Genomic DNA, 12,490 nt, shown 5'->3' on the forward strand with positions numbered 1-12,490 from the left:
ACACTTCCGGCGGAATCGAATTGCCCTTGAATCATCGCTCCATCCCGTACGCCCTGGATCAACCATTCGGGCACGACATCTCGCCAGCGCAGGGTGAGTCTTCCGTTCTTGAATGGTTGCTACATGACGACCAGGTCATGCGGGAGTGCTTCCGGCACGCTACCGCGATACTCAAGAGCGTTACGCAGGGCTCCATCTCCGCAATTCTCCTGCTGGATGCCGAGCACCAGCACTATCGCGCTGAGGTCGGGCTGTCTGTCCTTCCTATCCCTCGCAGGCAATCATTGTGCAATTACGCTGTGCAAGCCAATGATCTGTTCATCGTGGATGACACACGGTCGGATGCACGGTTTTCTGACTGCATACTGGTCAAATCCGCGCCATACGCCCGGTCCTACGCGGCGATCCCACTGCGCGGGCCCGATGGCGGCATCGTCGGCGCGCTATGTGCGATGGACTCCCTGCCGGGTCGCTTCACGCGTGCGCACGCGGACGTGTTCCGGCACCTGAGTGCGATGATCGAGAACGACCTCAGACTGCGCACCGCAAGCGCCACCGACCCGCTCACGCAACTGTTCAATCGTCGCTACATGCTCGAGAGCATCCGGAGAACCTGGGATGATGCTGCGGACGGCGTCGAGATAGGCGCAGTGATGGTCGACATCGACTGGTTCAAGCAGTACAACGACACCTATGGTCATCAGGCCGGGGATGCCTGCCTGCGTGAGGTGGCGAACGTGCTTCGCGCTGTCGCCGACGAGCACAAGATGATTGCAGGACGTCTGGGAGGCGAAGAGTTCGGGCTGTCTCAGTGCGGGCTGCAGCGTCTCGCGTTCGAGGCCGCGCTGGAAGATCTGCGCGCTGGCGTGATGAACCTGGCGATTGAACATCGCCAGTCACCCACAGGCGTGGTGACCGTCAGTATCGGGGCCGCTGTCACACAACGGATTGGAAGCAACGATCTGGCGCGCCAGACAACGTTTGAATCCGCGGATCGCGCACTGTACCGGGCAAAAGCCAAAGGGCGTAACCGTGTCGTGATGTTCTAGACGGCGCCGGGGTCTATGGTGACCCAACGGGGTTGCCCGGGACGGGTGTCGTAGCGGGCAACCACGGCATTCCGCACGCGGCGTCGGCCCAAGCCGCGCATCGCAGACCACGAATGGGGGGATCTTCTCGTCCCGTTTGAAAGTCATTCAACGTCCAGCCGAATTATCAAAGCGGCGTCATCGCCAGACAATGCGTCCACGGCACGGCGAGCATCCACGCGCCCGTCTGTATCGGCAACCCCGCACCGCATGCCCGGTGCATCAAGGGCGCGCATGCGCCAATAGGACGCACATCATGTCTCAGTTCCAAGATTCGTCGGCTCCGTCGGCGCAACCCAGCCGCAGAACCTTCATGACCCGCGCCGGCGCCGGAATTGGCGCAGGCATCCTGGCGATGAACGCCGCGTTGCCATCGACCCCGGCGCATGCGCAAGGCTCGGCGCAACAGTCCGCCAGCGGCCCCACGCCGAATCGGGGCGACTTCTGGCCAAACGGGGCGCGGCTGGTCGTTTCTATATCGATGCAGTTCGAAGCCGGCGGACAGCCGCCCAAGGGAGCGGACAATCCGTTCCCGAAAGTTGATTTTCCGAGCAGCGTGCCGGCCGATCTCGCCGCGCAGACATGGTTTGCATACGGCTACCGCGAAGGCATTCCACGCATGCTCGACCTGTGGGACCGTCACGACGTGAAAGTGACCGCCCACATGATCGGCGAAGCGGCGACACGGCATCCAGCACTGGCCCGCGAGATCGTCGCGCGCGGACATGAAGCCTCCGGCCACGGTCCGCGCTGGAGTTCCCAGTTCGCGATGTCACGCACCGAGGAGCGCGAATTTCTGCTGAAAGCGATGACGATGGTCGAGCAGGTCACGGGCCAGCGCCCCACCGGCTTCAACGCCAACTGGCTGCGCCGCAGCCCGAATACCTTGCCGCTGTTGCAGGAACTTGGTTACCTCTATCACATCGACGATCTGAGCCGTGACGAGCCATTTATCGAAACGGTCAACGGCAAGGACTTTGTCGTCGTGCCCTACACGCTGCGCAACAACGATATTTTTCTGGTCGAAGGCCGCAATTATTCGCCCGACCGGTTCCTTGAGCAGATCAAGCTGGAATTTGATCAGCTCTACGAAGAGGGCGGCTCGCGCCGCAGGATGATGTCGGTCAGCGCGCATGACCGGATCAGCGGATCGCCGCAGATGGTGCGCGTCTGGGATGCGTTCCTGCGCTATGCAAAGCGCCATCCCGGTGTGGCCTTCATGAGAAAGGACGACATCGCGCGCTACGTGCTGCAAAGTACGCTGACGCTGCGCGAGACGGAAACCATCTGAGCGCTCGCTGTTCGACACGGCAGCACGGATTCGTTGGAGTGCCCCATGCATCTCGATCACGTTACGCTCGTTGCCGATGACCTCGAGGCGCTGCGACGGTTCTTCGTCGATATCGCCGGGCTGCGCGTGGGCCCACGGCCGCCGCCTTTTCGCGTGGACGGGTACTGGCTGTATCTCGATGGCCGCGCGGTGCTTCACCTCGTCCGCTCCAGCTCTCCTGCACTGCATGCCAGGCCGACACCGCGCATCGATCACTGCGCGTTTCGCGTCGACGATCCGCAGGCATGGCAGGCGCTGATCGACCGCCTGCGCGCGGCATCGATGCCCTTTCAGACCGCCGAAGTTCCATTGACGGGCGAACGCCAGATCTTCGTGGCGCTCACGCCAGCCGTGAGTGCCGAGTTCGTCATGTCGGCGGCGCAGCGCTAAGCGCGATTCTTCGGCTGTTTTTGAAAATCAATCAACTGCCAGACCCATTATCAAATCCGTCTGGCGCACCGAGAATGCATGACACCGGCCGCACGCAAGCTACTGCGGACCGGACTGAAGGCTCGATGCCCAGGCAAACCATCTTCCCGCCCGCGGCCCTCGCGCTTGCCAATCTGCCGCTGGCCATCTATTGAAAGATTCTCATGTCCCGCACTGTTCCTTTCGCTTCGCATATCCGCGCCGCTGCCGCCGGTTCGGCCGCTCTTGCCATTGCCTTGCTCGGATTCGCGTTGCCCGCATCGGCCGTCGCGGCCGCTCATGCCGACGACCGCCTCATCGTGCCGCACACGCTGATCGTTGATCACGCATTGCCTAAGCCGCAGATCGACGCGCAGATTCGCGCGGCACGCACCTACGGCACCTTCTGGAGCACCGGCGACGAAGCGCTGGCTCGGGAGGCGCTGGCCGATGACTTCACGGATCGCACCTTGCCGCCCGGCCGCCCGCAAGGCATCGCCGGTGCGCTGGCGGCGTCGAAGGTGTTCCATGCGGCCGTGCCAGACGTCAAGGTATCGATCGAGCAGATGATCGTCGCCGGCGATCGCGTCGTCACGCATCTGCACTTTACGGGTCATTTCAGCGGCACATTCAATGGTCTTCGCGGCCAGGGCCAGCCGGTTGATTTCGTCGCAACCGACATCTATCGTATCCGCGACGGCAAGATCGCGGACAACTGGCATCTGGAAGACAATCTGACGTTTCTGCAGCAACTTGGCGTCGTCGCCAGGTAGGTCGCCGTTACGCATACCTCAAGGAGAAACAGCATGTCCACGCAGACATTCGAAGGGCAGACAGTGCTCGTCGTCGGAGGCAGTTCAGGGATCGGCGCGGCGGTCGCGCAGAGGTTTGTCGACGCGGGCGCGGCGACCACGATCGCGTCGCGCAACGCAGCAAAGCTTGCATCGATCGCGCAGCAGATTGGCGGCGATGTGAAGACGGCGACGCTGGACTTCACCAACGACGAAGCTGTCGCGGCATTTTTTGCCGATGCTCCCGCGTATGATCACGTCGTCGTGACGGCAGGCGAGACGGCAACCGGTCCGGTGCGCGGCTTGGCCCTCGACGACGCCTATGCCGCGATGAACAGCAAGTTCTGGGGCGCCTATCGCGTGGCGCGCGCTGCAAGCATTCGCGAAGGCGGATCGCTCACCCTGGTTTCGGGCTTTCTGAGCGTGCGGCCGAGCAAGTCGTCCGTGCTGCAAGGCGCGATCAACGCTGCACTGGAGGCGCTGGGGCGCGGGCTGGCGCTGGAACTGTCGCCGGTGCGCGTCAATACGGTTTCGCCAGGACTGATCGCAACACCGTTGTGGTCCAAGCTTGACGCCGAGGCGCGCGACAAGATGTTCGAGGCCGCTGCGGCACGCCTGCCGGCGCGACGCGTCGGCCAGGCGGAAGACGTCGCGCGCGCCGTGCTGTATCTTGCATCGACGCGCTATGCAACGGGATCGACGGTACTGGTCGACGGCGGCGGCGCGATCGCCTAGCAATCGATAAGACTTACGCTAACCATAAGGAGCAGCAGCGCGTGGATAACCTCGGTGACCTGCGGTTGTTTGTTGAAGCCGCCGCGCTTGGCAGCCTGTCCGCCGCAGGGCGCAAGCTCGACCTGTCGCCGGCGGCAGCGAGCGCGCGTCTGGTGCGGCTGGAAAGCGCGCTGGGTGTGCAGTTGTTCGAACGCACCACGCGCAGCCTGCGCCTGACGGACGAAGGGCACACCTACCTGGTGCACTGCCAGCACGCACTGCAGACACTGGACGATGCGCATGCCGCCATGCAGGCGGGACGCCAGATCGTCAGCGGAAAGTTGCGCGTGTCCGCCACTTCAGACTTCGGCCGCAACGTGCTGCGGCATTGGCTAGACGCTTTCAATGCACAGCATCCGGGCGTGAGCATCGCGCTCGTGCTGTCCGATTCGCTGTCGCATCTGCTGCAGGACGATATCGATCTGGCGATCCGCTTCGGCGTGCCGGCAGAAAGCACGATGGTCGCCAGGCGGCTCGCGCCCAACCGTCGCGCGCTGTGCGCGTCGCCCGCGTATCTCGACGCACACGGCACCCCTGCCGATTTCGATGCGCTGGCAAAGCACCGCTTCGTGCTGCTGTCGTCATCAGCCGGCGTCGCCAACGATTGGCGCTTCGAACGCCACGGCGAGAGCGCAACGTTCACCGCCCCCACTTCGCCATCGCGCGAAACCAACGACGGTGCAATCGCACGCGAATGGGCGCTCGAAGGTCACGGAATCGTAATGAAATCGATCTGGGACATCGGCGCAGATCTGCAGTCCGGCCGCCTGCGACTTGTACTGCCAGAATGGCGCTGCCATGACCTGCCCGTGCACGCGCTATTCCAGCGACGCCAGTTCATGGCCCCCCGCGTCCGCGCGCTGCTCGATTTCCTCGCGGAGCGCTTCGCCGAAAGCGCGAGTCAGTATGCGGCCCATCTGGACGGCTTTGGTTCGGGGATGGAGTGAGGCAGTGGCGGCCCTTGGCGTGCTCGCGACAGAGTCTCGGTACCGGCCAGTCCCATCCAAGCCAAGCGACGCAGATCCGTGGCCGCTGCCTTGACCAGAAGTGCATGGACGACCGTTTCCCGCGAGTCCGCGAATGGCGAGATAGTTTCCTTTTTCGCAGACCGGAGAGCTGGTCGTTCAAGGTTGATCAGCCAGTTGCGCCAACTCAGATGCAGGTGAATGCTGCCATGTTTCCCTTGATAACCGCCAACGTCGTGCACTTCTTATGAAGGATGCCTCGGCAGATCAAAAGTGACTTGGTAAACACCGCTTGTTTTGTGAATTGCGGACCCTTGCGTTGCCTAGAATCGTCAGCGCCGGAATACCCCGGCTTCACCTATTTTCTTCAGGAGATATTGATGAGCCAACTCAGACTCGGTGGACTTGATTCGATCCGCAGCGCGCAAGAATGGTCGTCACTCAGGCACACGCAGACCGCCGAAACGGCGAGCGCAAATGCTGGTGCCATGGCGCGCTTCAAGGCACGCGGCGTTCCCCTGAAGTTGGTGGACATGGTCGATGCGTTCAAAGAGGATAAGCTCAAGGCCACCGATCTTAATCACGATGACGTGGTGTCCCTCAGCGAGCTTGGCAAGCAATTGGCCGGCAAGAGTGAGGAGGAGCTGTCGAAAATCCATGAGGCCATGGACGTCGATAAAGACGGTCTGGTGTCTGCCTCGGAATTCAAGGACAGCATGCCCCTCGATGAATACTTCAACATGACGGACGCGGCCAGCAACAAGGGCGAGCTGATGGCACGTTTCAGCGGGCTGCGTACCGGCATATTTCAAGCAGCAAGCGCTCCGTGGTTTTCACCGAGCAACGTCGTGCCTCCCAATCAGCCTAACTCGTCCGATCTCCTCGCGCTTTTGCCGTAGCAACGGAATCCAACGGGGTCGACGCCAATCAAGACTTGCACAGCTGGTGGTAAAGCCAAGATAGCGACCAACACGTATTGACCTTGGATACGCCGAAGAATCCCATCCGCGCCCGGCGCGGATGGCTGACCGTTCAGCTATCGCGTGCGCGAGCACTGGAGAGTAGTGGACGTCGGCGGCGGCCGATTCACCGCCGCAAGGGCCCAAGGGGCCGTTCACGGCGGCTTTTCCGCATGCCACTAGAAACCAGCTGTGGCTCAATCAACAATGAAAAGCTTGGCACCTGTCTTGGTAAAAGACTGATGTGGCTCTGCGTTGTCGCCTACCTGATAGCTCATGCCCGCCGTCAAAACATACTTCCGTCCGTCTTCGAGCGTTGTCTCCAACTCACCTTCCATGCAGAAGAGGACATGTCCCTTCTGGCACCAATGGTCCGCGAGGTAGCCAGGGGTGTATTCCACCATCCGCACCCGAATCTGATTTGGCTCTTCACCGAAGAATCGAGTGCGCCAATAAGCCATGCCGGTTTCCCCCTGGTGCTCTGTCTTCTCGACTTCCGCCCAGTTGGTCGTCCCAAATGCAAATGCATCCATTTTCATGCTGTCATCCCTTGTCTAGTCTTGGCTCACGCTATCGTAGTCGATGCGGCCGCTAGGCGTGTCGGTTCACAATTGCCGCCGCTGCCAGCGTTTCACGTATGCCTGGGCGATCGGCGGGCGAAGCAAGGCCGATGCAAACCGATAGTTCCTCGCCCTCGACCAACGACCTGTAGACGACGCCAGCGCGTCGTAATGCGGTGAACGACTTCGGCAGCAGGGCGATACCCTTTCCATTCGCCACATCAGCAAGTAGAACGTGATGGTCCGATGGCTCCCTCAATTTGGACGGGGCGAAACCATGGCGGGAGAAAACTGCTTGGCAGTGATCGAAGAACGCGGGCTGTCGCGCACGCTCGAACCAGAAGACTTGCTCACGAGCCAGGTCCGCGAGTCCAATTCTTCTGCGCTTGGCCAGAAGATGGCGTGACGGTATCGCAACGACCATCGGCAGTCGGTCGAGCTCCTTGACCTCCAGCTCGTGCGTGTCTGTAGGCAGCGCGATGAACGCTGCATCCAGCTTTCCAGCGCGAAGCTGACGTACGAGCCGGGGCGATGTATCGGAGAAGGTCGAGACGACGGTTCCGGGATGACTCGCCTGCACCCGTTGGGCCAGCCCTTGGAACCAGGCCGGTTCCACGGCGCTTGTCAGACCAAGCCGGAGGTTGGCCGGCAGACCCTTGATCGTGAGCGCTGCCTCGGCCTCGCGAAGCAATTTAGCAATGCTGCGTGCGTAAGGGAGCAGCTTCTCTCCAGCGAGAGTAAGCGTCACGCCCTTTGTATTGCGGTCAAACAACCGCGTTCCCAACCGCTCTTCGAGTTCTCGAATTGCCCGGCTCAGCGGGGGCTGGGAAAGATGCAGCGTCTCGGCCGCCTGCCGGAAGCTTAGCGCGTCCGCCACGGCAAGGAAAAGCAAAAGGGATCGGGAATGGAGACGATCAGACATACCAAAAAGGTATCATAAACTTGGTTATTCCGCTTCCGCAATGCGCGTCCTACATTTACGGCACCCACTCTTATGGAGAAGATCAATGAACCTGACTCATCATGCTGTCCGGGCCGCTGCTTACCGGCGCAATTGTCAAGGGGGTGACCTATGAGCGCAGAACGTTACGAGCGTGGCCTGGGGATGCTGGCGGCAGTCGATGGAGTTGCCGGTCAGAATGTCGTCGACACGCTGGCACAATCGTTTCCGGACTTTGCGCGCTATGTGGTTGAGTTTCCGTTCGGCGACATCTACGCGCGGAACGGGCTCGGCTTGCGCGAGCGGGAACTTGCAGCTGTCGCAGCGCTATGCGCACTCGGCAGTGCGTTACCGCAGCTTCGCGTGCATGTACAGGCTGCATTGCACGTCGGCTGCAAACCGCGAGAGGTGGTGGAAGTTGTGATGCAGATGGCGGTATACGCGGGATTTCCGTCGGCACTGAACGGCTTGTCCGTCGTACGCGAGGTATTCGCAGAGAATGGGATACCGCTACCACTGGATTGAGACCGCGGGCCCGACGCGGAATTCTGCACACTGACCGTCTCAGAATGGCCGGCAAGCGCCTGACCGACCCAGCAATCCGCTCTGGTGGTGTCGGTCGGCAGGAGCCGACCCACAACGGCTCTACTTTTTCCCAGAAGCAGACACCGCGGAAGTATCTTCCGTTTATGTCCTATGGCAGGCTACTGGCATCGTCAATGAGTACAAGCGGCCCGGTGCTCTTCACGAGCTCGCCGAGGACTCGCGTCCGCGCAAGGTTGGCGCAACGGAGCAAGGCTCAGATGCGCTGGCCGCCCGATACCTCGATGCGTTGCGCGTTGATCCACCGGTTGTCGGCGGAGAGCAGACTCGCAATCATGGGGCCAATATCGTCGGGCACGCCGACGCGGCCCAGAGCGGTCATCGCTGCGAAGGACTGGTTCAGCTCGGGATTGTCTCGCACCGCACCGCCGCCGAAGTCGGTCTCGATTGCTCCCGGTGCCACCGTGTTGACCGCGATGCCGCGCTGGCCCAACTCCTTGGCCAGGTAGACCGACAGCACCTCGATGGCGCCCTTAGCCGCTGCATAAGCGGCGTAGCCGGGATAGCTGACGCGTGTCAGGCCCGACGATAGATTGACGATGCGGCCGCCATCGGCAATCAGAGGCAGCAGCGCTTGCGTCAGGAAGTAGACGCCTTTGAAATGCACATCCACCAGCCGATCGAATTGCGCCTCGGTAGTATCCGCGATCAGTGCGTAGTCGCCGTGGCCGGCGTTGTTGACCAGATGGTCGAACGAGTTGCGGCCCCAATGTTGTTGTAACGCCTTCCGCAGTTGTTCGGCGAAGGGCGCAAAGGTGACGACAGCCCCGGAGTCGAGCTGGAACGCCATCGCCTTGCGTCCCATGGCCTCGATTTCCGCCACGACGGCTTGGGCATCCTGCGCCCGGCTTTGATAGGTGATGATGACGTCGCCGCCCTGGCGGGCGATGCTCAGTGCGGTATTGCGGCCAAGCCCACGGCTTGCGCCGGTAACAACGGTGATTCGGGTCATGTCTGGCTCCTGTCTGGGGTGTGGATGACTGGAAGCCAGTATCGAATTCCACCGCCTCGAGGGGTTGTCGGAAACTCGGAAATTCTTGCCTGATCCTGCAAATTAGTCGCACCACTGCCGCCACAGGTGTAGGCTTGTCGCCATGGAATCCACACTACTCTCCGCCGTCCGACGCTATGCCGACGCCCATTCCGATGCAGCGGGCACGGCCCTGACGCCTGTTCCCGGACTGACCATCATCCAGGCCACGTCGGCGAGCGCGCTGCTCTATTCGATCTCGCGGCCATTGATCTGCCTCGTACAGCAGGGCAGCAAACGCGTGACGATAGATGCACAGAATTTTGATTTCACCGCCGGGGATTCGCTGGTGATTTCGGCTGATGTGCCGACCGTCAGCCAGATCACCCGGGCAAGCATCGCCGCACCGTATCTGTCGCTGGTCATGGAACTCGATATCCTGCTGATCGCCGGGCTGTGCCAGGAGATTGGCGCTGCCGGCGATATCGATGAGACGCCCGTCCGCGTCGATCGCACCGATACGGAAGTGACAGACGCTGCCTTGCGGTTGATGCGTTTGCTCGATCGTCCAGCGGCTGTCCCGGTATTACAGGCACAACTCGTGCGCGAACTGCATTACTGGTTGCTGATGGGGCGCCACGGCACGGCAATCCGAAAGTTGGGCAAGGTAAATAGTCACGCGCAACGCGTGGCACGCGCCGTCGCCGTGATTCGCGCCGAATTCGACAAGCCGCTGACTGTGGAGCGGCTCGCAGCGGTGGCAGGCATGAGCCAGGGCTCCTTTCATCAGCATTTCCGTTCAGTGACATCGCTGACACCGCTGCAATTCCAGAAGTACCTTCGCCTCATCGAGGCGCGGCGCCTGATGTTGTCAGAGAGCGCAACTGCCAGCCGCGCGGCCTTCGCCGTCGGCTATGAAAGCGTGCCGCAGTTCACGCGCGAATACGGACGCATGTTCGGCCAGTCGCCGGCGCGGGATACGCGGGCGGCGCGCGGCAATATCAAGGATGCGGCATAAGGTCCACGCGATCCGTAAGACTAGCCGGCCGTAGTATCTTCCAATCCTTTCTCTTTGATACCGGGATCGTCGACGATACATTGAGGATCGTCGAATGACTGCTCATGGCCGAGGGCTGCCCGTGGCGGCAATGCAAGACTAACCCGCAGGGAAAGCGACAAACCTAAGTCACAGTCCGGCCAGGAGCGGTCTCTACACTCAACAGATCAAGGGCCGGCACTCAGCCCAAAGCGGCCGCTTAACATTGCAGCATTCAACGAGCTGCCAGTGCGCCGCTGATTTCAATTCACGCGGCCTTAGACCTGGCCACTGGATTTTCCTGATGTCGACGAAGTGACATCTCGGGCGATTTCGGCCAGGCTCTTCTTTCCAAAAATCCGAAGCATCGTCGTCTCTGCAGAACTCAGTCCCTCATTGATGTGGCGATTCACGGCAGCCTCTACCGGGCATGCCGGATTGTCATCAGCGGGGCCGAGTGCGAAAAGCGCCGTGTGCGCAATCGCCACGTAGACATCCTTTACCGTGAAGTCCTCCAGGTCTCGCGCAAGCTCCCACCCGCCCCCTCGTCCGCCCGCGGATTGGACGTAGCCTGCGTCGCGCAGCGACGCCATCGTTCTTCGAACCACAACCGGGTTGGTGTGCAGCATCAGTGCAATGTTCTCGGACGTGGTTGAACCACCGCGTAGATGCATGTGCACCAGAACGTGCAGGAGTCGAGCCAGTCGGGTGTCGAGTCGCATGAAATCAGAGCTGTTGATGTTCCGTAATGTTTGATGTTACGCTAACGCGATCAGTGCTGTAAACGACCATATTACCGAGCCAACATGAGCGCCTACCGTCACAGCTTTATTGAAGCCAATGGCATCCGATTGCATGTCGCAGAGCAAGGCAAGGGGCCCTTGGTGCTGCTTTGCCATGGGTTTCCAGAGACATCGCATGCTTGGCGGCATCAACTCGCAGCACTGGCGCAGGCCGGTTTTCACGCTGTCGCGCCAGACTTGCGCGGATATGGGTTGAGCGACTGCCCCGAAGGTATCGGGCAATACACGACGCTCGACGTTGTCGGCGATCTTGTTGCGCTCGTTGGCGTACTCGGCGAAAGCGAAGGAGTCATCGTCGGAAACGATTGGGGTGCAACTATTGCGTGGCAGGCGGCAATGCTTCGGCCTGATCGATTTCGGGGTGTGGTGGCGCTCGGCGTTCCGATGATGGGCCGCGCACCACTTGCGCCAAGTCACCTTTTTCCGCAGAACGACCAGGCGTGGTTTTACACCCATTACTTCTCCAAGCCTGGACTCGCCGAAAGCGAGCTTGAGCTTGACGTTGCTGCGACCCTGCGCAAGATCTATTTTTCGGCCTCGGGCGATGTCGGCGATCGCGACGCTAGCACTCCGAACCCGTTCGGATTGGTGCCTCGGGACAAGCAATACCTCGACGCCCTCGGTGATTTCCCGTCGTTGCCGGATTGGCTTGGTTCCGCCGATCTGGAAGCGTTCGTGCGCGCCTTCGATGTCTCTGGCTTTCGAGGGGGACTGAACTACTATCGGAACCTCGACAGAAATTGGGAAATGCAAGCCGCGTTTGAGGGGCTTCGAATCGAAGTGCCTGCCCTTTACCTTGTCGGCGAAAGAGATACGGGGCTCGCTATGCCCGGCATGCGTGAAATTATCGACGCCATGCCCAAAATCGTGCCAAATCTGCGTAAGTCTGATGTGGTTTCGACGGCAGGACACTGGTTGCCCCAAGAAGCACCGGGCGTCGTCAACGCAGCGTTAGTCGAATTTCTCCGGGGGCTTTGACGCCATCGATCCTCGCCGCCCCTTCCTGGCTCGTCACCGGACATTGCCCGGGGCGCAAGCAAGGGACTGCAACGGATCGTTCTGCCAGCCTCAGTCCCCGCAGACAGGCGATGAACCAAAAAAAAGCGGGCCCTCAATGAACTGCACCCCAAAAGTTGGACACCCGTTCAACCTTTGGGGTGTTTTTCATGGCGAAGTACAACGAGGCGTTCAAGCGCCAGGTGGTTCAGGAATATTTGTCCGGGGGAGTTGGGACTGGGACACTGAGCCGGAAGCACGGAATAG

At 61.0% G+C, this 12,490-nt stretch carries 14 protein-coding genes; 10 read left to right on the forward strand and 4 right to left on the reverse strand.

Going from position 1 to position 12,490, the window contains the following annotated elements; all coding sequences use genetic code 11:
* The first annotated feature begins 26 nt into the window (after window positions 1-26).
* The 7 genes from AB4120_RS04630 to AB4120_RS04660 all read left to right on the forward strand — a co-directional run bounded on the left by AB4120_RS04630 (window position 27) and on the right by AB4120_RS04660 (window position 6,255).
* On the forward strand, window positions 27-1,049 hold the full coding sequence (locus AB4120_RS04630; RefSeq protein ID WP_262389774.1) for a GGDEF domain-containing protein: 1,023 nt from the start codon (window positions 27-29) through the stop codon (window positions 1,047-1,049).
* A 295-nt stretch (window positions 1,050-1,344) separates the two neighbouring features.
* Entirely contained in the window at window positions 1,345-2,379 is a 1,035-nt protein-coding gene (locus AB4120_RS04635) for a polysaccharide deacetylase family protein (RefSeq protein WP_149138976.1), read from the forward strand.
* Between the two features lie 45 nt (window positions 2,380-2,424).
* Window positions 2,425-2,808: a VOC family protein gene (locus AB4120_RS04640; RefSeq protein WP_149138975.1), complete on the forward strand. Its 384-nt coding sequence runs from the start codon at window positions 2,425-2,427 to the stop codon at window positions 2,806-2,808.
* A 203-nt stretch (window positions 2,809-3,011) separates the two neighbouring features.
* Window positions 3,012-3,599, forward strand: a complete 588-nt coding sequence (locus tag AB4120_RS04645) for an ester cyclase (protein ID WP_149138974.1) — start codon at window positions 3,012-3,014, stop codon at window positions 3,597-3,599.
* Between the two features lie 33 nt (window positions 3,600-3,632).
* On the forward strand, window positions 3,633-4,352 hold the full coding sequence (locus AB4120_RS04650; RefSeq protein ID WP_441641891.1) for an SDR family oxidoreductase: 720 nt from the start codon (window positions 3,633-3,635) through the stop codon (window positions 4,350-4,352).
* A 41-nt stretch (window positions 4,353-4,393) separates the two neighbouring features.
* Complete coding sequence (locus tag AB4120_RS04655) at window positions 4,394-5,338, forward strand: LysR substrate-binding domain-containing protein (RefSeq protein WP_441641892.1); 945 nt, start codon at window positions 4,394-4,396, stop codon at window positions 5,336-5,338.
* A gap of 398 nt (window positions 5,339-5,736) precedes the next feature.
* Window positions 5,737-6,255, forward strand: coding sequence for an EF-hand domain-containing protein (locus AB4120_RS04660; protein WP_149138971.1), 519 nt, complete (start codon window positions 5,737-5,739; stop codon window positions 6,253-6,255).
* A 257-nt stretch (window positions 6,256-6,512) separates the two neighbouring features.
* Here AB4120_RS04660 and AB4120_RS04665 read toward each other — a convergent pair whose 3' ends face one another.
* Together AB4120_RS04665 and AB4120_RS04670 are read right to left on the reverse strand one after the other, a co-directional pair.
* Entirely contained in the window at window positions 6,513-6,854 is a 342-nt protein-coding gene (locus AB4120_RS04665; RefSeq protein WP_149138970.1) for a DHCW motif cupin fold protein, read from the reverse strand.
* 52 nt (window positions 6,855-6,906) lie between these two features.
* A complete protein-coding gene (locus tag AB4120_RS04670; RefSeq protein ID WP_149138969.1) occupies window positions 6,907-7,797 on the reverse strand; it encodes a LysR family transcriptional regulator in 891 nt (296 codons plus the stop codon).
* Between the two features lie 150 nt (window positions 7,798-7,947).
* On the opposite strand from AB4120_RS04670, the gene AB4120_RS04675 reads away from it, so the two are divergent.
* Window positions 7,948-8,340, forward strand: coding sequence for a carboxymuconolactone decarboxylase family protein (locus tag AB4120_RS04675; RefSeq protein WP_441641893.1), 393 nt, complete (start codon window positions 7,948-7,950; stop codon window positions 8,338-8,340).
* A gap of 274 nt (window positions 8,341-8,614) precedes the next feature.
* Here the strand turns inward: AB4120_RS04675 and AB4120_RS04680 are convergent, their stop codons facing one another.
* Window positions 8,615-9,370 (reverse strand): SDR family NAD(P)-dependent oxidoreductase, encoded by a 756-nt coding sequence (locus AB4120_RS04680; protein ID WP_149138968.1) that lies wholly within the window; start codon window positions 9,368-9,370, stop codon window positions 8,615-8,617.
* 142 nt (window positions 9,371-9,512) lie between these two features.
* Here AB4120_RS04680 and AB4120_RS04685 point away from each other — a divergent pair, with 142 nt between their 5' ends.
* Complete coding sequence (locus AB4120_RS04685; protein WP_144203668.1) at window positions 9,513-10,406, forward strand: AraC family transcriptional regulator; 894 nt, start codon at window positions 9,513-9,515, stop codon at window positions 10,404-10,406.
* Between the two features lie 296 nt (window positions 10,407-10,702).
* On the opposite strand, the gene AB4120_RS04690 is transcribed toward AB4120_RS04685, so the two are convergent.
* Window positions 10,703-11,146, reverse strand: a complete 444-nt coding sequence (locus tag AB4120_RS04690) for an RrF2 family transcriptional regulator (RefSeq protein ID WP_144203670.1) — start codon at window positions 11,144-11,146, stop codon at window positions 10,703-10,705.
* Window positions 11,147-11,230: 84 nt separating this feature from the next.
* On the opposite strand from AB4120_RS04690, the gene AB4120_RS04695 reads away from it, so the two are divergent.
* On the forward strand, window positions 11,231-12,205 hold the full coding sequence (locus AB4120_RS04695) for an alpha/beta fold hydrolase (RefSeq protein ID WP_211944291.1): 975 nt from the start codon (window positions 11,231-11,233) through the stop codon (window positions 12,203-12,205).
* The last annotated feature ends 285 nt before the right edge of the window (window positions 12,206-12,490 follow it).

The organism is Cupriavidus sp. 2KB_3 (genome assembly GCF_052115685.1).
GTDB classification, from domain to species: domain Bacteria; phylum Pseudomonadota; class Gammaproteobacteria; order Burkholderiales; family Burkholderiaceae; genus Cupriavidus; species Cupriavidus campinensis.